23 protein-coding genes are annotated in these 24,058 nt (G+C 45.7%); 10 read left to right on the forward strand and 13 right to left on the reverse strand.

Features of this window, described 5'->3' with window-relative positions:
- Positions 1-585 precede the first annotated feature (585 nt).
- The 5 genes from BLV54_RS05885 to BLV54_RS05905 all read right to left on the reverse strand — a co-directional run bounded on the left by BLV54_RS05885 (position 586) and on the right by BLV54_RS05905 (position 4,932).
- Positions 586-1,935: a nicotinate phosphoribosyltransferase gene (locus tag BLV54_RS05885; RefSeq protein ID WP_256329186.1), complete on the reverse strand. Its 1,350-nt coding sequence runs from the start codon at positions 1,933-1,935 to the stop codon at positions 586-588.
- On the reverse strand, positions 1,926-2,516 hold the full coding sequence (locus tag BLV54_RS05890) for an isochorismatase family protein (RefSeq protein ID WP_090569142.1): 591 nt from the start codon (positions 2,514-2,516) through the stop codon (positions 1,926-1,928). The genes BLV54_RS05885 and BLV54_RS05890 overlap by 10 nt, the downstream gene beginning before the upstream one ends.
- 1 nt (position 2,517) lies before the next feature.
- On the reverse strand, positions 2,518-2,958 hold the full coding sequence (locus tag BLV54_RS05895; RefSeq protein ID WP_090569145.1) for a universal stress protein: 441 nt from the start codon (positions 2,956-2,958) through the stop codon (positions 2,518-2,520).
- An 18-nt stretch (positions 2,959-2,976) separates the two neighbouring features.
- On the reverse strand, positions 2,977-4,404 hold the full coding sequence (locus BLV54_RS05900) for an RtcB family protein (RefSeq protein ID WP_090569148.1): 1,428 nt from the start codon (positions 4,402-4,404) through the stop codon (positions 2,977-2,979).
- A gap of 120 nt (positions 4,405-4,524) precedes the next feature.
- Complete coding sequence (locus BLV54_RS05905) at positions 4,525-4,932, reverse strand: archease (RefSeq protein WP_090569151.1); 408 nt, start codon at positions 4,930-4,932, stop codon at positions 4,525-4,527.
- A gap of 281 nt (positions 4,933-5,213) precedes the next feature.
- On the opposite strand from BLV54_RS05905, the gene BLV54_RS05910 reads away from it, so the two are divergent.
- Positions 5,214-6,335 carry a hypothetical protein gene (locus BLV54_RS05910; RefSeq protein ID WP_090569154.1) on the forward strand — a complete coding sequence of 374 codons (1,122 nt, stop codon included), beginning with the start codon at positions 5,214-5,216 and terminating at the stop codon, positions 6,333-6,335.
- Between the two features lie 203 nt (positions 6,336-6,538).
- Positions 6,539-7,522 carry a 4-hydroxy-3-methylbut-2-enyl diphosphate reductase gene (ispH, locus tag BLV54_RS05915; RefSeq protein ID WP_090569156.1) on the forward strand — a complete coding sequence of 328 codons (984 nt, stop codon included), beginning with the start codon at positions 6,539-6,541 and terminating at the stop codon, positions 7,520-7,522.
- Here the strand turns inward: ispH and thiO are convergent.
- On the reverse strand, positions 7,519-8,613 hold the full coding sequence (gene thiO, locus BLV54_RS05920; RefSeq protein ID WP_176969691.1) for a glycine oxidase ThiO: 1,095 nt from the start codon (positions 8,611-8,613) through the stop codon (positions 7,519-7,521). The genes ispH and thiO overlap by 4 nt on opposite strands.
- Positions 8,614-8,875: 262 nt before the next feature.
- Here thiO and BLV54_RS05925 point away from each other — a divergent pair, with 262 nt between their 5' ends.
- The 6 genes from BLV54_RS05925 to BLV54_RS05950 all read left to right on the forward strand — a co-directional run bounded on the left by BLV54_RS05925 (position 8,876) and on the right by BLV54_RS05950 (position 15,354).
- On the forward strand, positions 8,876-9,403 hold the full coding sequence (locus BLV54_RS05925; protein ID WP_090569158.1) for a GspH/FimT family pseudopilin: 528 nt from the start codon (positions 8,876-8,878) through the stop codon (positions 9,401-9,403).
- Positions 9,397-9,837 (forward strand): type IV pilus modification protein PilV, encoded by a 441-nt coding sequence (gene pilV / locus BLV54_RS05930; protein WP_090569161.1) that lies wholly within the window; start codon positions 9,397-9,399, stop codon positions 9,835-9,837. Before BLV54_RS05925 ends, pilV begins: the two co-directional genes overlap by 7 nt.
- 1 nt (position 9,838) lies before the next feature.
- Positions 9,839-10,858 carry a PilW family protein gene (locus tag BLV54_RS05935; RefSeq protein WP_090569163.1) on the forward strand — a complete coding sequence of 340 codons (1,020 nt, stop codon included), beginning with the start codon at positions 9,839-9,841 and terminating at the stop codon, positions 10,856-10,858.
- A gap of 25 nt (positions 10,859-10,883) precedes the next feature.
- Positions 10,884-11,405: a pilus assembly PilX family protein gene (locus tag BLV54_RS05940; RefSeq protein ID WP_256329187.1), complete on the forward strand. Its 522-nt coding sequence runs from the start codon at positions 10,884-10,886 to the stop codon at positions 11,403-11,405.
- 12 nt (positions 11,406-11,417) lie between these two features.
- A complete protein-coding gene (locus BLV54_RS05945) occupies positions 11,418-14,810 on the forward strand; it encodes a pilus assembly protein (protein WP_256329188.1) in 3,393 nt (1,130 codons plus the stop codon).
- Positions 14,811-14,892: 82 nt separating this feature from the next.
- Complete coding sequence (locus BLV54_RS05950; RefSeq protein WP_305367532.1) at positions 14,893-15,354, forward strand: type IV pilin protein; 462 nt, start codon at positions 14,893-14,895, stop codon at positions 15,352-15,354.
- A 29-nt stretch (positions 15,355-15,383) separates the two neighbouring features.
- On the opposite strand, the gene ppx is transcribed toward BLV54_RS05950, so the two are convergent.
- The 3 genes from ppx to rpiA form a co-directional block, all read right to left on the reverse strand.
- Positions 15,384-16,907 (reverse strand): exopolyphosphatase, encoded by a 1,524-nt coding sequence (gene ppx / locus BLV54_RS05955; RefSeq protein ID WP_090569175.1) that lies wholly within the window; start codon positions 16,905-16,907, stop codon positions 15,384-15,386.
- A 44-nt stretch (positions 16,908-16,951) separates the two neighbouring features.
- Positions 16,952-17,659, reverse strand: coding sequence for a phosphate signaling complex protein PhoU (phoU, locus tag BLV54_RS05960; protein ID WP_090569178.1), 708 nt, complete (start codon positions 17,657-17,659; stop codon positions 16,952-16,954).
- Positions 17,660-17,734: 75 nt separating this feature from the next.
- Entirely contained in the window at positions 17,735-18,394 is a 660-nt protein-coding gene (gene rpiA / locus BLV54_RS05965) for a ribose-5-phosphate isomerase RpiA (protein ID WP_090569181.1), read from the reverse strand.
- A 260-nt stretch (positions 18,395-18,654) separates the two neighbouring features.
- On the opposite strand from rpiA, the gene mutL reads away from it, so the two are divergent.
- Positions 18,655-20,433 carry a DNA mismatch repair endonuclease MutL gene (gene mutL / locus BLV54_RS05970; RefSeq protein ID WP_090569183.1) on the forward strand — a complete coding sequence of 593 codons (1,779 nt, stop codon included), beginning with the start codon at positions 18,655-18,657 and terminating at the stop codon, positions 20,431-20,433.
- A gap of 80 nt (positions 20,434-20,513) precedes the next feature.
- Here the strand turns inward: mutL and BLV54_RS05975 are convergent, their stop codons facing one another.
- Positions 20,514-20,702: a hypothetical protein gene (locus BLV54_RS05975; protein ID WP_090569186.1), complete on the reverse strand. Its 189-nt coding sequence runs from the start codon at positions 20,700-20,702 to the stop codon at positions 20,514-20,516.
- Between the two features lie 91 nt (positions 20,703-20,793).
- Between BLV54_RS05975 and BLV54_RS16000 the strand changes: the two genes are divergently transcribed.
- Positions 20,794-20,970 (forward strand): hypothetical protein, encoded by a 177-nt coding sequence (locus BLV54_RS16000; protein WP_176969692.1) that lies wholly within the window; start codon positions 20,794-20,796, stop codon positions 20,968-20,970.
- Between the two features lie 171 nt (positions 20,971-21,141).
- On the opposite strand, the gene BLV54_RS16005 is transcribed toward BLV54_RS16000, so the two are convergent.
- The 3 genes from BLV54_RS16005 to lon form a co-directional block, all read right to left on the reverse strand.
- On the reverse strand, positions 21,142-21,315 hold the full coding sequence (locus BLV54_RS16005) for a DUF2188 domain-containing protein (protein WP_176969693.1): 174 nt from the start codon (positions 21,313-21,315) through the stop codon (positions 21,142-21,144).
- 88 nt (positions 21,316-21,403) lie between these two features.
- Entirely contained in the window at positions 21,404-21,565 is a 162-nt protein-coding gene (locus BLV54_RS16010) for a hypothetical protein (RefSeq protein ID WP_176969694.1), read from the reverse strand.
- A 36-nt stretch (positions 21,566-21,601) separates the two neighbouring features.
- Complete coding sequence (lon, locus tag BLV54_RS05980) at positions 21,602-23,974, reverse strand: endopeptidase La (RefSeq protein ID WP_090569189.1); 2,373 nt, start codon at positions 23,972-23,974, stop codon at positions 21,602-21,604.
- Between the last annotated feature and the right edge of the window lie 84 nt (positions 23,975-24,058).

The following is a 24,058-nucleotide window of genomic DNA, read 5'->3' on the forward strand; positions in this document are numbered from 1 at the left end:
TCTGACTCCTCTAATGATGAAACTCTTTTCCAAATTCGCTTCATCATAAGGAATTCAGATTCCTTTTACTTCTTTTCTTATGTCGAACTCACGTTAAAGTAGCATAGTTTGATTTGGGAATGGAATAACGGCTTGGGGTGGCATGGGGTTAATGAAGCGGATGCTGGACCGGATTGGATTCGATATAGCTATGGAAAGGTGCGGTTTACCACAGTCAGGCAGCAGTCGAGGTTATGCAACGATTTAATTGCTCTTGCAGTTCATACTTTCAATATGGTGTGGAACAGACTGTTTTGAGTAGATGGAAATTACTCAACATGATCCCGATGACCAGTTTGTTCCAAGGGATAGGTAATCGTCTTTGCCTGCACTACCATACCGATATTGGCCCATCTTTCAGCAATCGGTGGCTTTGCAGCCAAATACTCAGCTGGAAGATTTCTTCAAATTCCCTCCTTGCTTATTGGGATTGTCGAAAAGTAGCATTTTTATCGAAAATGCTACTTTCAAGTTATTGGTTAATTAATAACTGATTTTCATGAAATCGCTGCAGACAATTAAGCCAAGACAAGAATATTGATTTTGCTACAAATGAGTCATCATTTCTGCATCAAGCTGTTTTGCTAAATCCTGCAAGGCGGTCGAAATCGTGACCGGATAGGCGGAAGCTGTCTCTAAGGCTGTCATAACTTTTGGTAAGTGAGTGTAGCCTGCCAGTGTCTGCTGACGTATGTCATGCAAAGGTCTTTTCGGATGAATGCGCTGTCCTGCCAACATAACCGGCTCAAGCAATGGTTGCCCTTCATAAGGATCATTTTTTTCTAGCGCCACAATGTCATGACTCATCTCACCCTGGGATGTGTAATAACGGTAAACCTGCTTTCTCCCCGGCCAGGTCGCCTTGCCTTCTGAGCGCTTACGGCGTGGCTTGCCAGCGTATTCCTGTAGCTTGTAAGCGCAATCGAAGGCAGGCGCATCGCTGGAAATATCTAATGCGGTACCAATGCCAAAACCATCTATCGGCGCCTTGGCTGATAGCAAGGTTTGCAGTCGGCATTCATCCAGGTTACCGCTAGCAAATATGGTCGTGCTCTGTAAACCTCCTTGATCAAGAATCTGGCGCACATTGTAAGCATGAGCCGCCAAATCGCCACTATCCAGGCGAATTCCCTTGATATTGATATGATCTGCAATAAGTTTCGGCGCTAATGTGACCACTTTTCTTGCTGCGGCTTCGGTGTCATAGGTATCAATCAGCAAAACGACGTTATCCGGATTGGAGTGGGCAAAGTGTGCAAAAGCTGTGGTTTCATCTGCATGTGCCTGAATGTAGGAATGCGCCATGGTTCCAAATAAAGGAATGTCATAAAATGCGCCTGCCAGAACAGTCGCTGTGCCAGTAAACCCCGCCAGATAGCTTGCTCGCGCTGCCAGTAAAGCTGCTTCGGCACCATGTGCTCGACGCATACCAAAATCGACCAATAACTTATCAGGCGCGATCAGCACTGAGCGTACGGCCTTAGATGCGATCAGTGTTTCGAAATGAAGAAGATTGATAATGCGCGATTCGATCAATTGTGCCTGGGGTAGCGGCGCAGTTATTCGCAAGATAGGTTCATTGGGAAAAAATAGGGTGCCTTCAGGCATAGCGTGCACATCGCCACTGAAGCGAAACTGTTCAAAATAATTGATGAGTGAAGGGTGGAAGCGTGTCGCGAGCCAGTCGAGTTCCGCAGATGAAAATTTTAGGTTTTCAAGATAATCCAGTGCCTGTTCTAGTCCAGCCGCAACCATGAAATTTCGGCCGGGCGGCAGCTTACGGATAAACAACTCAAAAACAGCTGTTTCTTGCATGTCTTGCTCAAGATAACTTTGCAGCATCGTAAACTGATAAAGATCAGAGAGCAGCGGGCTGGAAAGTGGATTCATGCCCATGCAGCAGCTACCTCAAATTGGATAAGCGTTGCACCAAGACGCTCCATTTCCTCCAGCGCATGTAAATCATCATCAAGCTTTAGATTGATTGCACAAATCGCATCCTTAAGAACAAATGTAGCGTAATGATGTTGTAGTGCATCCTTCACAGTATTGAGCACGCAATATTCAGTCGCGACACCACCGACAAACAAGCGGTGAATACCCAATTCTTGCAGTAACGCATGGAGTTGAGTATCAGTAAAACCTGAGTAAGCATCTTTCTCTGCCGTTGTCGCTTTGGAAATAACCTGAGTATTAATAGAAAATTCTATCTCCGGGTAAAACGCTGCCCCTGTTGTAGTTGCTATGCAGTGCGGCGGCCATGGACCGCCTTGCTGCTGGAAAGAACAGTGATCAGGAGGATGCCAATCGCGGGTTGCAAAAACCGGCAGACCGTGCTCATGAAAAAGCTTCAGGTAACGATTGATCACAGGAATAATCGTATCAGCCATCGGTACAGCCAAGCTTCCACCAGGCAGAAAATCATTCTGCATATCGATGATCACGAGTGCATCTCCGCCACCTAGTCTTACTTCCATGCTAGCTACCTCGTATCAATAAAACGGGTATAGATGCCGTACGCACCATCCCCTCAGCAACACTTCCCAATAGTAGGCGACTGAAACCAGTTCGACCATGCGTGCCGATGACAATCAAGTCAGCTTGCCAACGGTCAGCCTCCGCCACAATAACATTGGCAATACGCTGACCTTTTGCCTCGAGTAATTTTGTTTCAGTTGTCAATCCTGCTTGCTGCACCAACGCTTGCGCCTCAGCCAGTATTTTTTCACTACTTTCTCTGATGGTTTCTTGCAGTTCGGCGTAATTGATATAGCTTTCATCTACCCAGTAAAGAATATCTTCAAATACATGCACAACTTCCAGTTGTGCATGATGCTGCTGCGCTAGCTTGATAGCTTCCTGCAGCGCACAATTTGAAGTGGTACTACCGTCAACTGGAACGAGGATTTTTTGATACATGATGTCTCCTGTGGCAAATCATCCTTTTACACAAGCCAGAGGCTTAAGAAAGGCAACTCTACGAGCAAGCTTGGCCTGCTCTGTTGCTTCAGCGACTAAGTCAACATCCTTGTATGCACCTGGTGCTTCCTCAGCTACCCCACGCATGGAGCGGGAACGGATTAAGATACCCTGCTGGGCAAGTTCGCTGACTAACTGTTTTCCCTGCCAACGGGCTAACGCCTGGTGGCGACTCAATGCACGACCCGCCCCATGACTGGCTGAGGCGAATGCGGGATTATCACTATTACCCGCAAGAATGTAAGAGCCGGTACCCATACTCCCACCTATGACCACTGGCTGACCTACCGCACGATAGCGTTCAGGCAATGTGTCATGCCCCGGACCAAATGCACGGGTAGCACCTTTACGATGCACATGCAGCACTCGAGACTTGCCATCAACTTTATGTTTTTCTATTTTGCAGGTATTGTGCGAAACATCAAACAGCGTTTCAAGCTCACTATTTGGGAAAACTTCCATAAATGTTTCCCGGGTAAGATGAGTCAAAATTTGCCGGTTAGCCAGAGCGCAATTGATGCCCGCATTCATTGCACCAATATATTGCTGTCCTTCTGGAGATTGGATCGGGGCACAAGCCAGTTCACGGTCGGGTAAATGAATGCCGCAGCGCTCAGCAGTCTTGGCCATTGAGACGAGATACTCGGTACCAATTTGATGTCCCAGGCCACGCGAACCGCAGTGTATCGAAATGATAATTTGTCCTTCCTGCAATCCAAAAGCCTGTGCGGCCGCAGGGTCAAGAATACGATCTACTACTTGGACTTCGAGATAGTGATTGCCTGAGCCAAGGGTGCCCATTTCACCGCGTTGTCGCTTCTTGGCTAACTCGGAAACGTTTGCTGGTACCGCGCCTGCCATGCAGCCTCGCTCTTCGATAAATTCCAAATCTGCTTCGCTGCCATAGCCTTGTTGCACTGCCCAGCGCGCACCGCCAAGCAGGACTTGATCAAGCTGTTTCGTATCCAGCTTGAGTAAACCTTCCTCACCTACACCAGCCGGAATAACCTTGAACAACCTCTCAGCAAGGGTCGAAAGGTGTGGTTTCACATCCTGTAAATTCAAGTTGCTGCGCAAGCAGCGGATTCCGCAGGAGATATCAAAGCCAACACCACCCGCAGAAATGATGCCACCTTGCTCAACATCAAATGCTGCAACCCCGCCAATCGGAAAACCATAGCCCCAATGTGCGTCTGGCATGGTCATCGCAGCACCCACCAAACCAGGTAGCGATGCGACATTGGTGATTTGCTCAAGCACCTTATCGTCCATGCTTTCCAGTAAAGGCGCACTACCGTATAGTAATACCTCCTTCCGGCTCTCGCCTGGTTTCAGGGGAAGTGTCCATAGGTAAGACTGAATTTGATGTAATTGCTGTAAATCCATCTTATACCTCCTCTATCTTATTCCATTTCCAAATCAAACCTGACTTAGTTGGCTCCCTTAGCCGTATTATTTATACTGTCTGCGGTTCGCTCTTGCGTCATGTTTGATTTGGAAATGGAATTACACGTCCACCACACAACGCGCTTCCCATATTGCGCCGATTTGCTTTACTGAAAGCATCGTCAAAGTCGCACCTTTAACTTCTACTCCGCGTTCTAAATCCGCATGCCATTTTTCACCCAGTGCTTCGGCATTCCATAGATTACCTTGCCGATGAATGTGAAAGCGGCAAAAAACCATACCTAACTCACGTGCTTTTCCCAGCAGCAAATTTAACCAGGTCACTAGCGCGAGTTCGAGATCTTCTTCTTCAAACTCAAAAGCTACAGAAATATCAGGCTGGACCGTTTCAAGATTAGTCATGATGGAAAATACTGCCTCAGCGGCTGACTCAAATGCTTGCTCGATTGTTGATCCACGACCAATAATGCCGACATCGGCATCATGTTCGAAATAGAGTGAAATCATTTTTGTATTTTTGGACAAGACGCACCTATTTATCTTAATAATGCAGCCTGAAAAACACACGGCATAAATTAAAAATAATGCCTTACTAGAAACATCTTAGCATTAGATAGACTGACTAGATGTATAGTTGCACAGGCAATGACAATCTTGAATTCCGTCCTCTTGTTGATCACGAGGATATGTATAGTTGCACAGGCAATGACAATTCATTCCAATTTCAGTTAGAATCGATGTCGAATCATTGTTATCTCTTCTTGTAGAAACTATATCAGGCATTCTTTATGATTCTTATTCTGAAACCAGGCACTCTTTCTGAAAGCCATGAATATAAGCAATTACTTGCACATCTCGCTAATCTTGCAGGTATCACCGTCCGCGCACATACGGAGATCGGTCTTGAACAAACGTTGACGGAAATCTATTTGATCGGTAATACCAAAGCATTATCAGTTGAAGATATGCAAAGTCTACCGTGTGTCGATCGGGTAGTGCGTGTCTCCGAAGAATATCGTGTTCTTGGGCGACATGAAAATGATGATCGGCCAACCTATTTCGACTATAACGGTGTGCGTTTTGGCCAAGATACATTAAATGTATTTGCTGGACTATGTGCTGTCGATACACTAGAGCATGTGGAATTAATGCTAAAAGCATTGCGTGATCATGACCAGGTTTGTACACGTATGGGTGCCTATAAGCCTCGCACAAGCCCTTACTCTTTCCAAGGACATGGCAAAGCCTGCTTGCCTTATGTTTTCGATCTCGCTGGTAAGTATGAGATCAAAGTGATTGCTATGGAAGTAACTCACGAATCTCATGTGGAAGAGATTCGGGAAGCGCTCTACCAAACTGGCACTTCAACGGGTGTGATGCTGCAGATTGGCACCCGTAATACCCAGAATTTTGAGTTATTGAAGATCGTTGGCCGCCAGCAGGATTTTCCAGTACTGATTAAACGTGGTTTTGGTATTACCTTGGATGAATCTCTTAATGCAGCAGAATATCTAGCCTCTGGAGGAAATCGGAAAGTAGTTTTTGGCTTGCGTGGAATGAAAACCAATATGGGTGATCCTCATCGTAATTTTGTGGATTTTACACATGTTCCTGTGGTAAAGCGCCTGACACGCATGCCGGTTTGTATTGATCCTTCACACTCGGTTGGTACTCGAACAGGTTCACCAGATGGCATCCTTGATGTCATGCATGCAACTGCCCAAGGAATTATCGCAGGCGCCAATATGGTGCTGGTTGATTTTCATCCGGTACCCAGCAAGGCGCTGGTTGATGGCCCTCAAGCATTATTACTCAAAGAATTACCTCTCTTTCTAGAAGATATTCGTATCGCTCGCGAGGCCTATGAAAAACGAGTGGAGCTAGCCAAGCGATATCAGGAAGCCGGGTAGATTGTTCGTATCAATAACTAATTTGAACGCTCACGATTAGGCTTGCGCGTATTTATTATTGAAGCGTGTGCGCAATGATTCCTGAAATTTTTTTCGCCTAGATACCTTATAATCACCTTAAAGTGTGTTAAACCGAATTACTATGAATGAACGAATGCCTAATTATCGGTGATGCCAGATATCATCTTCATGGAGAATAACCAATGATCAAAGTTTTGCTTGCAAACCCAAGAGGTTTTTGTGCCGGTGTGGATCGTGCCATCGAAATTGTTGAGCGTGCATTAACCATGCATGGCGCCCCCATTTATGTGCGACATGAAGTAGTACACAATCGTTTTGTGGTGGAAGATTTGGAAAAAAAAGGCGCTGTATTTGTTGAGAACCTGGAAGAAGTTCCACAAGAAAGTATTCTGATTTTCAGCGCCCATGGTGTTTCGCATGCAGTGCGACGAGAAGCAGCAGCGCGCAAGCTCAAGATATTCGATGCGACCTGCCCGCTGGTAACTAAAGTGCATGTCGAAGTAGCAAAAATGCGTAAAGAAGGAAAAGAGATCATCATGATTGGCCATCAGGGTCATCCCGAAGTTGAAGGAACCATGGGTCAAGTAGAAGGAAATGATGGCGGGATGTATTTGGTGGAAACAGAAGAAGATGTTGCGAATTTACAAGTTAAGAATGAGCACAATCTGACTTATGTCACCCAAACGACCTTATCTGTCGATGATGCTGCACGTGTAATCAATGCATTAAAACGACGTTTTCCAAAAATCATAGGTCCCAAAAAGGATGATATCTGTTACGCCACGCAAAACCGTCAGGATGCGGTCAAAAAGATGATTAAACACTGTGATTTGGTCATAGTGGTGGGTTCTCCCAATAGCTCAAATTCCAATCGCTTATGTGAAGTGGCACGTAATGCCAACGTTGAAGCTTATATGGTTGACCGTGCTGAGCAATTGCAGGATGGATGGTTGATTGGAAAAAGTTGCATTGGGATCACCGCCGGCGCCTCGGCGCCAGAAATATTGGTGCAGCAAGTTCTGGACAGGCTCAAGCAAATTGGCGCCGAACAAACAGGAAGCGATGTCCTCATTGAGGAATTAAGTGGTGTTGTTGAGTCTGTGGTGTTTCCACTCCCTAAAGCAGAAGCGATATCCATGGATAAGTATGTGCGTGAAGCAAACTAATAAACTCCCCACCCTTTTTGATAAGGGCTTGTATCAAAGGGTTGTGGTCTGCCCATAATTTCGTTTAGTAAAATTTTGGCGCTACCTGGCGCCATAGTTATACCATAGCGGAAGTGTCCGCTATTGATGAATAAATTATTCAATAGCGGATGACGGCCGATAGTGGGGATATTATGCGGCGAGGCTGGTCTGAGACCCGCCCAATGCTTTATCAGAGGTCTCCCTTTTAACTGGGGTAACAGTTTTTGTGCGCGCCCAGATAAATGCTCACGTGCAGCAAGCGTTGTTTGCTTGTTAAAGCCAACATCTTCCATTGTGCTACCGACTAGTAAATATCCATCGCGCCGAGGGATCAAATACACATCTCCCTGAAGCAAAATCGACCCCAGCGGCGGTTCTTCAAACTTGTATAACAGCATTTGGCCGCGAATTGGCTTAATCTCAAGATTGAGCGCATGCTTTCCTAACACTTGTTTGTTCCAAGCACCTGCAGTGATGACAAAATGAGCAGCACAATATTTGCCACAAGATGTCGTAAGTGAGTGAAGCCGATGGTGCTGCGTTATGATTTCTTGTACTTCACAATGCTCAATAATGCGTCCGCCCAGTTGCACGACTTGGTTATATAAAGCTTTTAGCAAACGAGGATTACGCACCTGCGCGATATGGGGCAGAAACAGTGAATGCTCCACTTTTAAATGAAGAAAATTGATTTGCTCGCTCAAGGGAGCCATCTGAATAAATACCTTCTGTTCCGCCAGCCATTTTTGAGCGGCATTTGCGTCATACGGTGGCAGTACGAGCATTCCACTTACCACATATTCAGCATCAATACCCGTTGATGCATACAGCTCTGCCACCCATGCTGGAAACATGGCCGCGCTATAATCAGCAAGGCGCGTAACGCTATCCAGATAGCTCCAGGGGCATAATGGTGACAAGATACCACCTCCTGCCCAAGAAGATTCCTGCCCCACCTTAGCACGCTCCAGGATAGTGACAGTTGCACCTTCTTTCAGCAACTGAACTGCAGTAGCAAGCCCAATCACGCCAGCACCAATAACAATAAAATCTGGAGTCACTTCATTCATATCTCACTCGTGGCATCGCGTGCAAATAAGCTACATTGGAAAGAGTACAAAAAAACTACTGCTATTCCTCATAGTTACAAAGGATTACTCACTCCATGCTTATCTATTTAATACATCTTATTACTGCTCTCTGCATGCACTGCTCTCGGGCCAGCCATTCAGATTATTTCACAAGCTTAATGACCATCAATGCAGGCTAAAGTTGATTAAAAAATTATCCGTTACTTTAACAGGGTTGAAACCATGGGATAAAGGATTGTATATGTCTGTTAATAGCGGTTTTACAATGTTAGAGCTTATGATTGCGCTGAGCATTGGTGCTATTTTAGCTACCATCGCAGTACCTAGCTATCAGTCGATGATGGTGCAGTCACGCCTTGCTACACAGACGAATGAGCTTCTCACAGCACTTCATTTCAGTCGTTCTGAAGCAGTGAAACGTGGCATGCGGGTAACCATATGTAAAAGCAGCAGTGGCACAACCTGTACAGCCGGCAGCAGCTGGCAAGATGGTTGGATAGTATACAGCGATAGCGGGACAGCGGGGACAATCGATGGCAGCGATCAAATTTTAAGGGTTTTCCCTGCATTGAAAGGCAGCACGATGGATGGTGGTACAAAATTCGCAAACTGGATTGCTTACTTAGCGAATGGAAGTAGTCGAGGTAGTAGTGGTAATGGTAACTTAGTAGGTACTGGCACTTTCATACTGTGCAATAGCACAAAAGGACGCAAGATTACTATAAACCATACAGGGCGACCATACACAGAGACGATATCATCATGTTAATCCTCAAAAAAGATTTTCAATTGCCACATCAAAAGGGTGTCACCATGATTGAAGTGTTAGTGGCAATCGTTGTGCTATCCATTGGTTTACTTGGATTGGCAGGTCTGCAGTCTGCCGGGCTCACTCATAACCAGAGTGCAAGTTTTCGCTCTACCGCCACGATGATGACTTACAGTATTCTCGATAGCATGCGCGCCAATCGAATTGAAGCGATTAATGGCAGTTATAACATCACCATAGGGACTTCCATCCCTGCCGTCAGCACCATTCCAGAGCAGGATCTCAACAATTGGTTAAATGAATTGGCTTTGCGCTTACCCGCTGGCACGGGCGCCATTAACATCGCCGGTAACGTCGTTACAGTCACCATTCAGTGGGATGACAGCCGTGGCGCTTTAGCTGCTCAGCAATTTATTCTGACTACCCAGCTCTAGCATGAAAAGAATATCTATAAAACAGCATGGTTTCACGTTAGTTGAGGTAATGGTTGCCATGACCATCGGGCTTTTGTTGATGAGTGGTGTCATCACCATTCTAACTTCCAGTCACCAAACTTATCGAGTCAACGATGCGCTAGCCAGAATACAGGAAAATGCACGCTATGCCTTTCACATACTTTCAAAAGATATCCGTATGGCTGGCTATTCTGGGTGTGCAGGTAATGGTGTGCCGACAGTGAATACCCTGAATAATTCCACAGATTTTTTATGGCGACTCGGGCAAGCTTTGGAGGGGTTCGAAGCGATCAAAGCAACCGTCTGGGCACCTGCTCTACCTCCTTCAGGGGCTATTCCCAGTCCGCTAGGAGGACGTGATATTATCGTGGTGCGCGGAGTCGATGGCGATAGCACTAAAATTATTCAACACCCGGGCGGAAATCCGCCTGGCTCTGCTGATCTCAAAGTAACGGCGGGAAGCGGCCTTGAAGAAGGCAATATTGTGCTGGTTACCGATTGTCTGGCGTCAGCTATCTTTCAAATTACCAATATCAACACTTCGTCCAATAAGGACAATATCGTTCATAACACGGGTAATACCGGCACACCGGGAAATTCCACAAAACAATTAGGTAAGGAATTCACTGGAGGAGACCTCGTCAAGATTTCTACCCGCTCTTATTTTATTCGCATGGCAGAAATATGGCCGGCACTTTATCGTAAGGTTGGCGCAAGCCAAGCAGAAGAGTTGGTGAGAGGCATAGAAGACATGCAAATTGAATATGGCGAAGATCTCGATGAAAACTGGACGGCAGATATCTATCGCACTGCCGATGTGGTGGTAAATTGGGGTAAAGTCGTCAGCGTGCGTATCAGCTTACTGTTGCAGTCGATAGGAGATAATATCACCAGCCAACCCCAACCCTACACCTTTAACGGCACCACTACTACCCCTACAGATCGGCGCCTCCGCCAGGTTTTTACCACCGTGATAACATTGCGCAACCGGGTATCTTAATAAATTCCAGTAAAGGCTATGAGTCGTGATTTCTCGGGAAACTAAATTTGGATCAAGACAACGTGGTGTCGTTCTCGTTACCGGATTAATCTTTCTAGTCATGATGACGCTGCTGGGGATAACGGCTATACAGACTACCATGCTAGAAGAAAAAATGGCAGGTAATTTGCGTGACGAGACTCTGGCGTTACAAGCGGCTGAAGCTGCCCTCAGGGAAGGAGAAATGTTTCTGCAGCAGATTACTTTACCCGAATTTGATGGTTCAAATGGACTTTATGACCATAAAAATCCTGAAACTCAAGCACCTAACCCTATTACCTGGTCAGAATGGTCTACCTCCGGCAGAATAATTACCGCCACATTGACAGGTGTAGCAAGTCAACCGCGTTATATCATCGAACAGCTCATTCCTGTCCCTGCAGAAAAAGGGGGTAGTGTGCAGCAATCAGCCACCACGATGATATCAAACATGTACAGGGTCACTGCCAGAGGAGTGGGCGGCACTGAGTCAGCAGTAGTTATATTACAAAGTGATTACCGAAGATGAATGGAGGTAAAATTGAAAAAACCGGGTATCTCCAGGATATGGATAACCGCTGCTCTCATCACTAGCATTCCCACTCACACGCAAGCAACGCTTGCGCTATCAGATGTTCCTCTCTATCTGACTACCGCCGTTGATCCTAATGTGATGTTTACGCTGGATGACTCAGGTTCCATGCAGTTTGAAATCATGCCGGAAGATTGGATCTTTAGGGACGTGTACTATATGTTTCCTCGTGCATCAAGTGTATATGGAGCAGATGACTATAAGAACCGGGCTGTCGATTTTGATCCGAATAACCCTTACACAGCAGCTTTACGTTCCAGTCAGATTAACAAAATTTATTACAACCCCACAGTAAGATACCAGCCCTGGAGCAATGCCGATGGATCCCTGATGAGCAATGCTTCACCCGGTTGCGCGCCGCATAATCCTAAGAATACGGGCGCCGGCTGCAGAAACTTAACCGTCAACAATAGTCAAGCAACCCAGTGGTTAGAGCGTGACGGAGATTTATCCAATTTAGAAACAAGAACATTCTATCCCGCTGTTTATTTCAATTACAACGGAGGAGAAATTCTGTCGGCGGACAACTATTCCAGGATTGAAATTAAATCAACTACTTCATCCTATACAGGAGGAGCAGATCGAACAGACTGTGCTGCTGCACCTGTTTGTACATATGAGGAAGAAATCCAGAATTTTGCTAACTGGTATACTTATTACCGCTCACGTATCCTGTCATCACGTGCCGGCGTAGGTAAGGCGTTTGCTGCTCCAGGAAGTAGCGTACGAGTTGGGTTTGGCGCAATCAACCAGGGAAGCACGAGTATCGATGGCGTTTCAACAGCCACCATTATCAATGGGGTAAGGCAATTTAGCGGCACAAATAGAACAGCTTTTTTTGATAATCTTTATAACCATACTATCCCGGTAGCAGGAACACCACTTCGCATAGCAATTGACAACGTAGGTCGCTATTTTATGCGTGCCGATGATCAAGGCCCTTGGGGACAAACGCCTGGTTCAGCTGGGGGTACACAATATGCATGTCGACAAAATTATCATATACTGGTGACAGATGGTTATTGGAGTGATTCTTATTCGGGGACAGGGAATTCAGATAATACAGCAGGAAATACCCTTACCAACCATCTACCTCATGCCATACCTGCAACTTATAAATATACGCCCACACTTCCTTATTCTGACAACTACAGCAATACGCTTGCCGATGTAGCGATGCAATACTGGAAGAATGATTTGCGTACCGATCTTGACAACAAAGTACCCACTAACACGGGAGATCCTGCCTTCTGGCAACATATGGTGAATTTCACTGTTGGTCTAGGTGTGCAGGGTACGCTATCCTCATTACCAACTGGATCAGAATCATGGCCAGATCCAATATCCAGTGATGCTGCAAAAATTGACGATTTGTGGCATGCCGCCGTGAACAGCAGAGGCAAATTCTTTAGTGTACAAGACTCAACCACCTTTGCCAGCAATTTGAGTAACCTCTTCAGCACTATCACTTCAAGGGTAAGCTCAGCAGCATCAGTCACCACGAATACCAGTCGAATGAGTACCGGCGCTCATATTTATCAAGCAAAATTTAATAGTAATGACTGGAGTGGACAGTTGTTCGCATACCAATTAAGTTCAGATGGATCGTTAGGAACAACGCTATGGGAAGCCTCCTCCGTGTTACCATCGCACGCCAGTCGCGCCATCTTTACGCATAATGGAACGAGCGGACTTGCGTTTACTTCCGCAAATTTTTCACTTTTATCGAGCTCACAAAAGAATGCACTGAATACCAACATCGGAGGTGTTAACGATGGACTGGGTACGAGCCGAATTTCCTGGCTGCGAGGTGATGAAACTACTGAATTGGCGCAAGGCGGGAAATTTCGTAATCGCAACAATGGGCTGCTGGGTGATATTGTCAATTCAGATCTGTTATTCGTTCAGGCGCTCGATTTTGGCTACGACGCATTGCCTAGCGGGACAGCAGGACAAGCTTCCTATTCTACCTATGCTCAATCCAATGCGAGCAGAACACCGGTTATTTATACCGGAGCAAACGATGGGATGCTTCATGCTTTTAATGCCGAAACGGGTGTTGAGCTATTCAGTTATATACCGGGTGCAGTTTATCCAAAACTGAGCTGGCTGACATCACCCGATTACACGCATCGTTATTTTGTTGATGGCAACGCCTATGCCGGTGATGCCTATATTGGTACTACTCCCAGCTGGAGAACCATACTGCTGGGCTCGTTAGGTGCTGGAGGAAAAGGTATTTTTGCCTTAGATATCACCAATCCAACCAGTTTCTCCACCTCAAATGTGCTCTGGGAATTTTCTGACACCGATTTGGGTTTTGTCCCGGGCCAGGCAAAAATCGCGTTATTGAACAATGACGTTTGGGCTGCCATTATCAGTAATGGGTACAACAGCACTACTGATCATGCTTATCTTTACATCATTAATCTACAGACAGGTGCGCTGATTACGAAAATCGCAACCAATAGTAGTACCAGCAATGGTCTTTCCAGCCCAGCCTTAGTCGACACGAATGGCGATAAAATCATTGATATCGTTTATGCGGGGGATTTGCAAGGCAATGTCTGGAAATTCGATCTATCGGATAAAAATCCAAATAAGTGGGATGTTGCTTATAAAGCAAGCAAAACAACGGCTCCCCTGTTTACAGCCAGAAATGCCAGCAATCAGGTACAATCCATCACCTCCTCCTTGGAAATCGGGCTTCATCCAAGTGGTGGATATCTCGTTTATTTTGGTACGGGTCAGTACATTGCCTCGGGAGACAATTCCAACACTAATACACAATCCTTATATGGCATCTGGGATAATCTACAAAGCCCGATAGATAAAACAGATCGAAGTATGCTACAACAGCAAACCATTCTGACTGAAACGGTATCACCTCCACTTGAACGCACGGTATCAAACAATCTAGTAAACTGGTCGACTAAACGAGGGTGGTATCTCGATCTTCTGCAACCGCCAAGCTCAATTCCCCAAGGGGAGCGCTCTGTCATCATGCCGCAACTCAGTTTTGGGCGGATTATCTTTACTACACTCGTTCCTTCCAGTGATCCCTGCTCTTCTGGAGGCTATAATTGGTTAATGCTGCTAAACTCAGAAACGGGTGGTATGCTGACAGCTCCTCAATTTGATACCGACGATAATGGAATACTCAATAACCAGGATCGACTCATCGCAGCCATTGGCTCTGATGGCGTACGGAGTGAATCGGTCGCCATCAGTGCAGGTAATCTCATTCACTTGATTGCCGGCTCAACCACTGGTTTAATTGAACCCATTACCATTAAAGGAAGCTCACTTAATCCACGCCACTCCTGGAAACAGATACAATAGCAGAACTTATATAAGGGGAAAGTACTCCTAGTTATCTCTAAAATCTAATTTTTATAATTGAAAATCTGATTAGGATACAGGAATGAGACAAATGACTGACACGATCCAGCTGAGAAAAAGATTATTGGGTTTTACCCTGATAGAGTTAATGATGACCATAGCAGTTATTGGTATTCTGGCAGCAGTTGCGCTACCTTCCTATCAAGAACATGTTCGTCGTACCAATCGTATAGAAGCTAAAGGTATCCTGCTGGAGATGACGCAGTTACTGGAACGTAATTTCACTGAGGCGAATCGGTATGATCTGAAAAGCGACGCAGCCAATTTTACTTTACCCGTTACCCAGTCTCCCACGACGGGTACAGCAAAATATATTATTCGGTTTAAAGCAGGCACACTGACACAAAACACCTACACTTTGGAGGCTGTTCCCACTGGCACAATGGCCAATGATGCGTGCGCCACCCTGACGTTAACGCATACGGGCATCAAAGGCGTCAGCGGTAATTCATCGTTAGCCGCATCAGATTGTTGGCAACGTTAATTGTTGCCCAGCATCATTCCTAAAAAAGCTCAAGAAAAGTCCTCCTTTGAGGATGTGCCTTGAATACAGAAATTAATTTTCAGCGCTGCCCAAGCATCAATTTCAGCATTTAGCAAAGTTTCAGTTAACGGATTGCACTCTAACCACGCTTGCGAAATAAACAGCTTACAGGCCTCACTACCTGCATGTATTTTCATTGGAGGTAACTTGATGTTCGTACGGCTGCGGTAAAAAATTGTCGCTAAGCGCAGCGCTATGGATTGAGCTAGACTAATAAGATTAGTCAGAAATTCACTCACTTTGCTCAGAGATCCCTGATGAGCGAGCACAAGTTGGCTGAGTTGCATCTGCTCCATTTTAGAAAAACCAGGTATGTCTGCATTCCCGAGTATATAGGCAGAATGTTTATGATAGCCAGAATGGGCTACTGAAATGCCAATCTCATGTAGGCGTGCCGCCCAGGACAATAAACGCAAGGCATCTTCTACTGTTTCCTCATCAGGATAATTAGCCAGGAGTTGCTTTCCCAGCGCTAAAGAGAGCGATTCTATGCGTGCTGCCTGGCCAAGATCAACACGGTAACGTTGCATAAACTGCCGCACAGATACTTCTCGCATATCTTCATTATGAAAGCGGCCGAGCATATCGTAGAGCACACCTTGACGCAGTGCACCTGTTGCCAGAAACATACGCGGGATACTTAATTCCTTGAATGCAGCAAACATGATGGCAAAGCCGCCCACGATCACAGGTGCACGATCGGGATGTAAGCCGGCGATTTCAATCTTCCTGATGTCACCCACTTTAAGAAGGTATTCACGAAATGCTTCCAAACCTGTCAGCGTAATCCCTTCCGTTTTATTACCATCATCAAAGTTATTCAATCTAAGAATACGACCTAATGCACGCGCTGTTCCAGAAGATCCATAAACCTCTTGCCATTGATCAGCTGAAAATTCTGTTGTAATACTCTGTATCTCAGTTTGCGCCGCAAGCTCAGCACGTTTCATGGCCCCCTTGCTAATCTTTCCATCCGGGAAAAAGCGCAAACTATGACTGACACAACCCATATAAAGGCTTTCCAGTTTATTAGGCTCCAGGCGAGTGCCGATAATAAATTCGGTGGAGCCTCCACCGATATCGATGATAAGCCGATTATTTTCGGAAACTGGCAGACTGTGTGCAACTCCCAGATAAATCAGGCGTGCTTCTTCATGTCCGGCAATGATTTCGATTGGAAATCCCAATACAGACTCAGCTTTTACCAGGAAGTCTGCAGCGTTTTTGGCAACACGAAGTGAGTTTGTACCAACCACACGCACAGCATGGGTCGGGAAACCCCGTAGACGTTCACCAAAGCGTTTTAAACAATCCAAGGCACGCGTCTGGCATGCTTCGTCCAACTTTCTGTCACGCGTAAGTCCGGCAGCCAGCCGAACCATTTCTTTTAGACTATCTAATGGATAAAGCTGTTTACCCACCACACGCGCTACTTGGAGGTGGAAACTATTGGAACCAAGATCAACTGCAGCAAGTGTGGGATATTCGCGCATAACCTTATGCTAAATGTTAGGCATAGCTAAATTACATAAATGATTTAACCTCTTACTTCGCGTTCAATTTCATCAGCAGTGACATGGCGAACATCCTTGCCTTTGACCATATAAACCACATATTCAGACATGTTTTTTGCGTGATCACCAATACGCTCGATTGCTTTTGCCACAAAAAGAATTTCCAGTGAAGTGGAAATTTTACGAGGATCTTCCATCATGAACGTGATGAGCTGCCGAAGAATGGCACGAAATTCTTCATCAACCAACTCGTCCTGGCGCACGATATGTGCAGCAGCATTCAGATCCAAGCGGGCAAAAGCATCCAGCGCCTGGCGCAACATACCCAAAGCAATTTGAGCGACGTGTTTAACTTCTACAAAACGTGGAGCATGTAAGCGGTCAGCTGCATGAATGAGCCGCGCCATGCGAGCGATTTTTGCAGCCTCATCGCCGATTCGTTCCAAATCAGTGATCGTCTTGATGACTGTCATGATCATACGTAAATCACTTGCTGTTGGCTGCCTACGTGCAATGATCTGACTGCATATCTCATCGATAGATACTTCCATGGCATTGACGCGATGATCATTGGCAATTACCTGATCAATGATGGTTTCATTACCTTCTGTTAAGGCATCTATTGCTCGCTCAATCTGTTCCTCAACAAATCCTCCCATTTGTAATACACGGGTGCGCACTTCTTCAAGATCTGCATCAAATCTTTTTGAAATGTGTTCTTTACTAGCCATATCGTATCTTCTGCTCAGTAAGATGAAACAATTATTTTATGTGTAGCCAATGAGGTTTTATTTCTAGTCTAACTATCAGGCAGTTATTGTTTCAACACCGCTGTCTGTGCCTAGCAATAAAATATCAGCACCTTTTCTGGCAAACAAACCGTTAGTGACGACTCCCGTTATTTGATTAAGTGTCGTTTCCAACTCAACCGGATTCAGGATTTGTAGACCATGGATATCCAGAATGAGGTTGCCATTATCTGTAATAAATCCCTGACGCAGCGCTGGATGACCACCCAATAAGGTAATTTCACGAGCCACATAACTACGCGCCATTGGAATAACTTCTACTGGAAGTGGAAATGTGCCCAAGATATTTACTAACTTACTCTGGTCGGCGATGCATATGAATTTTCTGGCTACAGCTGCAACAATTTTTTCACGGGTCAAAGCACCTCCGCCACCTTTGATCATATGCAAATGCGTGGTAATTTCATCTGCACCATCTACGTAAACAGGCAAATCTGTAACCATGTTAAGATCTAATACGTCTATATCATGCTTGCGTAAACGTTGCGCAGTTGCCTCGGAGCTGGCAACTGCACCTTCAATTTTATGCTTGATTTTAGCAAGCTCATCGACAAAATAGTTTGCGGTAGAGCCAGTTCCAACCCCAATTACAGCCCCAATCGGGATATGTTGAATGGCTGCCTGTGCAGCCGCACGCTTTTGTTCATCTTGTGTCATGGTGCTCCTGTATCGGTATCAAATAATAGTCAACCATCAGAATAGTATTAACTGAATATTTAGACAATAACAACGTTGTATCCTGAGTAACACTTAACAGTTCTGGCTATAAACTCCCATTTCTTAATAGAAGATTCCAACGTTTCAATCTAGAAATTCCTTGCCTTATCGATTTCAGTAAAATTAGTATGTGACTTGTTCTCAAGAGTATCATAACTTTAAGGCAAAATAATGACTATGAATACTCATTTTATTTTCACATGAATGTAATCAAATTGCTTCCGGATGTACTCATCAATCAGATCGCTGCAGGGGAAGTGATCGAGCGACCCGCTTCGGTATTGAAAGAAATCCTGGAAAACAGTATAGACGCTGGTGCAACAGAAATTACCGTCCAAATTATGCAAGGCGGCCTTAACCTGATCCGCGTAACTGACAATGGAAAAGGAATTTCCGGAAGTGACTTGCCTCTTGCGTTAGCACGCCACGCAACGAGCAAAATCAGCGCACAGGAAGATTTACACAAAATAGCCAGCCTGGGCTTTCGTGGCGAAGCACTCGCCAGTATCGGAGCAGTCTCTCGATTATTATTAGCGAGTTATCAATCAGGCGACAAACATGCCTGGCGTATTCAAGCGGAAGGAGGACAAGTTACCCGTCCAGAACCAACAGCACACAGCGTTGGCACTACTCTGGAAGTGCGTGATCTTTTTTTTAATCTGCCGGCACGTCGCAAGTTTCTGAAAACTGAAGCCACTGAATTCGCACATTGTGAGGAAGTATTCCGGCGTATCGCTCTTTCCCATGCCGATATCGCATTCAATTTACAACACAATAATAAGACACGAAGTCACTTATATGCAGCAGATACCATTCAGCGTATTACAGCTGTTCTAGGAAAAGAATTCAGCCAGACTGCCGTGCTGGTTTCCGAGCAGGCAAATGATATCAGCTTGCAAGGCATGGTCGCATTGCCAACTTATTCGCGTTCAGCTCGCGACTTGCAATATTTTTTTGTCAATGGTCGTTACGTCAGGGATAAGCTGATTTCTCATGCTTTACGTGAAGCCTATCGCGATGTGCTACATCTGGATCGACATCCCGCCTTCGTGCTGTATCTTCAAATCAACCCTCAAAACGTAGACGTTAACGTGCATCCGGCCAAAGCAGAAGTGCGTTTCCGTGATGCGCAAGCTGTGCATCAATTTGTTTTCCACAGTATCAACAAAGTATTGGCTTCACCTCATCGCCAAGCGGATTCTCAAATACCCCCTGCCATCGTTACTCAAGTAACCCAAAATTCTAAACGTCCTCCGGTAAGCTATTCACGGCAAGTAAATTTACCACTCACAACCGTTGCCCAACCCTCATCTTTTTATCCGACGTTATACGGTGATAAATCGGATTTGCTCAAAATGGATCCTGGCAATTCACCCATTCAGCCCACGCAGCCAATTCCACCGCTAGGTTTTGCATTAGGACAACTGCTCGGGGTTTATATCCTGGCACAAAATGAGCAAGGTTTGATCATTGTAGATATGCATGCTGCTCATGAACGCGTGGTTTATGAAAAACTCAAATTAGCGCTTGATCAACACTCATTATCCATGCAACCGCTGTTAATTCCAGTTACTTTTCAGGCTGATCGATTAGATGTCGCCACAGTCGAGGAAAATCACGCTGTTTTAAATGAGCTAGGTTTTGAAATAGCTACACTTTCTCCCACTTCGTTAATCATACGAGCAGTGCCAGTAGTGTTGAAAGATGCCGATATAATCAAGCTCGCACGCGATGTGTTAGCTGAAACTCGTGAATTTGGAGGCAGTCAGATATTAACCAGTAGACGTAACGAGCTTTTAGCCACTATGGCTTGCCATGGTTCTGTCCGTGCCAATCGTCAATTAACGATCACCGAAATGAATGCATTGCTGCGCGAAATGGAAGCAACTGAACGCTCCGATCAATGCAATCATGGCAGACCAACCTGGTTCGCTATTAGTTTGGTTGAGCTTGATAAGATGTTCTTGCGAGGAAATTAGCTCTCGATAGGCAAAAAACAACTGTGTTCTATAACCTCGCTCTCGCACAAAACCTGAAACTATAGAACACTCGTAAATTTTTAATAATTCGATTTCTCTTCTGTAGATCTGGCTTTACCTTCACCTTCCTGAACATCTGCAGGTATTTGATGGAAGGGCTGAATAGTTTTTCCATAAGCCGAAGGATCAGGAGTCTCTGGTGCTGATGGCTTGCCACAGCCAACCAATACCCATACCGTTATCATTGCAGCTATGTATTGAGCTCTCATATAAAATTCCTTTAACGTTAGCAGATAATTAAAATTGTTTTTTAAACTTCGATTAGGATAGTACTCGTTATAACTATGGGAAATATTGATCTTGATCAAACTTATTAACCTAGATTCCTCAGTTGGGCAGGATGGAGTGTGTGATTTTGCGAGTGCAGGGCAAGGCACAACGATGCGGAATGGTCGTTCCATTCCAAAGAGTTGCAACGCAGCCATGCGCTTGCAAAATTGCGCAATCCGTCCTGCAGCGGAAACACCCAGAGGGTGAAAATGAAATATGTAGGAAAAATTATTATATTCATAATGTTAACATCAGAACGAGCGATCAACTGAGGAATCTAGGATTAAAATAACATTCAGTATCGTTTCTAGTAGAGAAAGTGAACAAAGACACCACACCAGAACGCGAGATGATGGCGAAGGAGATTTGCGAGCAAATTTACGTAGTATCCCTATAAGCCCACTGCTTCGTCTTGGCAATGGCAATACGGATTGCACGGCCCTCCTCCATTCCTTCAACCACTAAAGCATTGGCAATGGCAATGGCTTTCAGTCGAACTAACAGCGGTAAATTTTGCATAGCTGGCGGGTAATGCTCAGCAGTCCAAGGCATGAATGACGCTCATTCAACCTAAAAATGGTTTCTGCCCCGGATATTTCGCCAGGACGCGGGATGATGGCGAGGCGATTTGCAAGCGGATTTACGTATCCCGCACCACGCCAATATCCGTGACTACTGGCGTGAAGTGGAGGGCGAAAAAAATGCCGCAAATCACCTGCCAGCACCCGCGAAGACCAACAATGGTAAAAACTGGATTGTGTAAATCTATCCAGAAGCGCTTGTTCATCAGTTTTTGCATCATGGTACAGGTCAACCTGGTGAAATATCCAGGCCAAGTTCAAACAAGTTTGAATTCTGGCATAGTCGAATAGTTTGGCTGAGCTAATGCTGCCTGAATCGCGTCATCAACTGTTTCCAAATAAATAAACTGCATGGCTGATTTTGCTGTTTCTGGCACATCACGCAAATCTTTCTGGTTACGTGCTGGTAAGAGTACTGCTTGCAAACCAGCTCTTTGCGCGGCAAGTATCTTCTCCTTGATGCCCCCAACTGGCAGCACTAATCCACGTAAGCTGATTTCACCTGTCATCGCAACTTCATGGTGCACCGGTCGATTGGTAAACAATGAGGTAAGCGCAACAAACATTGCTACTCCCGCACTGGGCCCATCCTTTGGAATAGCTCCTGCCGGAACGTGTAAGTGCACATCGATCCCTTCAAACATTGATACGGGAATATTCAGTTCATTAGCGTGCGCTTTTACCAGCGTCAGTGCTGCCTGGGCACTTTCCTTCATGACATCACCAAGCTGCCCCGTCAAAATCAAGCGCCCGCTACCACTCACTCGCGTAGCTTCAATAAACAGGATATCGCCACCTACTGGTGTCCATGCCAGCCCAGTAGCCACGCCTGGTAAACTGGTACGTGCAGCAGTTTCATGTTCGTATTTAGCAGGGCCGAGTATGGCATCCAGATCAGATGCATCGACACGCACTTTAAGTTGCCCATTTTCTGCAATGCGCAAAGCAGTATGACGCATGATCCGGCCAATCTCACGTTCAAGCTGGCGTACTCCTGCTTCACGGGTATAGTTAGCAATGAGGCTATCCAGCGTTGCAACTGTTAGCTCACATTGATCTGCGCGCAAACCATTGGCTTCCCGCTGGCGATGCACCAGATAACGTAACGCGATTTGAAGCTTTTCCTCACGCGTGTAACCGGGCAGATCAATAATCTCCATACGGTCACGTACCGGCGGAGAAACCTGATCGATAACATTGGCGGTAGCAATAAAAATTACATGACTTAAATCAAACGGAACACCGAGATAATTATCCCGGAAAGTCGAGTTTTGCTCTGGATCCAGGATCTCAAGCAGCGCTGCCGCTGGATCTCCATGCGCGCTCACTGTCATCTTATCGATTTCATCGAGCATCATTACACAGTTACGCGCACCTGCCTTACGTATACCCTGTATGATATTACCTGGCATTGCGCCCACATAAGTACGCCGGTGGCCACGCATTTCCGCTTCATCGTGTATACCTCCTAGCGACACTCGAACGAATGGTCGTTGCAGAGCCCGGGCAATACTTTGACCGAGCGATGTTTTTCCCACCCCTGGTGGACCCACAAAGCAAAGGATAGGTGCTCGACCGTGTGGCTTTAATTTCTGAACTGCTAGAAACTCGATGATACGTTGCTTGACGCGTTCCAATCCAAAGTGATCAGCCTCTAGAATTTCACGAGCAACATTGAGATCAATCGGCGTTTCTTCCGGTAATCGCCAAGATAACTCGGTCATCCATTCCAAATAAGTATGAAGCATTGAGTATTCGCTTGAGGCAGTTGGCATACGCTGCAATCGTTGGAGCTCTTTGCGAGTCTGTGCCTCGATCTCAGCGGGCATGCCCGCTTTTGTGATTGCTTCATTGAGTTGGGTAATCTCCTGGTCATGGTCCCCGTTCTCACCTAATTCTTTTTGAATCGCCTTCAATTGCTCCCGCAATAAATACTTACGTTCGCGATCTTCCATCTGCTCCTTGGTACGTTCACTGATTTCTCTCGATAGCCTTAACACCTCAATCCGGTGTGACAAAAGCTTCAGAACTTTTTGTAACCGCTCCTCGATATCAATCGTTTCGAGTAGCGCTTGCTTTTCATTGACCTCTGTATCAAGTAAACTGGCTGTAATGTCGGCAAGTTGCGCAGGCGCACGGGTCGTCTGCAGAGCATGCCCAAGCTCTGCAGGGATTCCCGGTATTAGCGACAAAATTTCGATTGCGCGCTCGCGCAGTTGCACAGCGAGTGCTTCGGCCTGAGTGGATAGTTGAGAAGTTTCTTCGATACGTCTTATCCGAGCAGTTAGAAAAGGATAGCCCTCAATCAATTCCTCAATCTGGAAACGTTCTACTCCCTGACACACGATATGCTGCGAGCCATCTGTCGCAGAGATGTGGCGTACAATCCTGGCAATGGTGCCAATCAGACATAGATCATTTAGTCCAGGATTATCAACTGAAGCATCTCGTTGTAATACGATACCGATAGAAGAATTCGATTGTAGTGCGTGCTCGATTGTAGCGATTGACTTGGCGCGCCCAACAGCAATCGGCATGATAACATGTGGAAATAACACAACGTTGCGCATGGGGATCAGCGCAATGACATCATCGGATAATTCGAAGTTGGTTACGGCTGATTGTTCCATGATCGGTTTCTCCATGAATGAGATGAATGAGATGAATGAGCCATTCTATTCTGGATTAAAGAATCTCCAGCTCCACCATTTTTT

It is taken from the genome of Nitrosomonas sp. Nm33 (assembly GCF_900107265.1).
Taxonomy (GTDB): Bacteria; Pseudomonadota; Gammaproteobacteria; order Burkholderiales; family Nitrosomonadaceae; genus Nitrosomonas.